Below are 1,686 nucleotides of genomic sequence, written 5' to 3' on the forward strand. Positions count from 1 at the left end.
GGCGCGCCAGATGGCATTAAGCTCCGAGGTGACCGCCTTCTGTGTCAGGCCGCTGGTGTCGCCGGCGATGCCGCCGAGCCAGTCGTCGATTGGATCGGGCAGGATCTGCGCTTGCCTGGCGACCGCTCCCGTGAGTTCGGCCAGCCCACCCTGCTTCTTGATGGCATCCTGAGGGTCGGGATTGGCCGTGACCGTCTGCAGCACGTTCGAAAGTGCGGTCAGCGCTACCACCGCGGCGTCGAGTGCCGGCGGCTGGCCGTCGACCTCGGCGATCGCCCCCTTGAGCGGCTTGAAATGTTCGGCCACCAGATTGCCGGTAAGGTCCACCTCGTTGGCGGAACCTGCGCGCGGCAGCAGTTTTGCCCCCGTTTTAACTATCTTGCCAAGCTTGCCGAGTTTGCTGAGCAGTTTCGAGCCGCCCTTGGCCGCTGCCTTGTTGTCGGCCGGCGCTTCATCGGATCGGGTAAGCTCGGTCTCCTGAACGACTGCCGTAAGCAGGCGTTTTAGCGCGGAGTCGGCACTCGAAAGATCCTTGAGGTTCTCGCTGGCGACGTTGAGGTCGGCCAATGGCGCGAGCCTGATATCGCGCAGGAAACTGTCCCATTGCGCGATGTAGTCTTCGTAGTAGAGTTTCAGGATATCCTCCGACAGCGCCGAGACCGAGGTTTCGGAATTTTCCGAACAGCCTCCGGCAAAGACCGCCCGATCGAGTGCGGCCTGGGCGGCGACGTCCTCGATCCGGTCGAGAATGGCATCGTGGAAGCCGGAATAGGTGAACGCGCCCGAGATGCCGACGCGCAGCGTCTTGTCGGAACGCCGTGCAAAAACCTTGGCGCCGTTGGGGCCGGCGAAATTCGCCGGGATCCATTCCTTGAGTCCGGCCACCGCCGGGTCGGCCAGCAACTGTCTGTAGGCGCGCGCCGGCAGCGAAATCGTGCAAACCGTTTTCAGCGCCTCGGCAACCAGCGCCTGATCCGGGGCAGTGTAGCTGTCGTCGACCGCCATGCGGCGGATCGCGGCAATCTGGTGCTCTTCCGCGTCGGCGGTCGGAAAGGGCGCCACCGGTGCGAATTCTGGCAAGTCATTGACCCACCAGTCCTGGACGAAATCGGCGTCCATCTGCGACAGGCCCGTCATCATGCGATAGGTCTTCAGCGCCCCCAGCATGAAATCCGGGTCACGGATCTGCCGCCACATGGTCGCCTCAAGCAGCGCGACCATGTGCGGCTCGAGAACGTTGCGCAGAGCGTGATCGTAAGTGTCGGCCTGCGCCCGCAGCAGTTCAGCCGAGGCCGATGGCCCCAGCAGATCCTGGGCACTGCTCGGCGGTGCCGTACGGGCATTTGCGACCTCGGCGATCGCTTTGAGCGCGCTATCGATGGCGGGCTGCTCCACCGATGCCGGGCTCGCGGCTGCTGCGGTCAGTGGCGCCTGCAGTGCTTCGAACTGGCTCGCCTGGGCTGTGATCGCATTGCGGTTGTCATAGTAGGACCAGATGAACACCGCACCGGCCAACAACGCCATGGCGGCACAGGCGGCGGCGGCGCCGCGCCAGATCCAGGCGCGGCGGCGCTGCGCCAGCGGATCGAACGTGCCCAGGCCGGCTTCCCTGAAGATGACCTCGGTCAGTAGATTCTTCAGGAAAAAGCTGCGTTTTTCAACGCGCGGCGCCGGCATGGCACGCCG

Annotated in this window: 1 protein-coding gene; it reads right to left on the bottom strand. The window is 64.5% G+C overall.

Annotated features, from left to right (window positions below; all coding sequences use genetic code 11):
- The coding region (tssM, locus tag E5W87_RS13090; RefSeq protein ID WP_292397793.1) for a type VI secretion system membrane subunit TssM at positions 1-1,686 on the bottom strand (1,686 nt) is incomplete at both ends.

This window comes from Mesorhizobium sp. (assembly GCF_004962925.1).
Classification (GTDB): Bacteria; Pseudomonadota; Alphaproteobacteria; order Rhizobiales; family Rhizobiaceae; genus Mesorhizobium.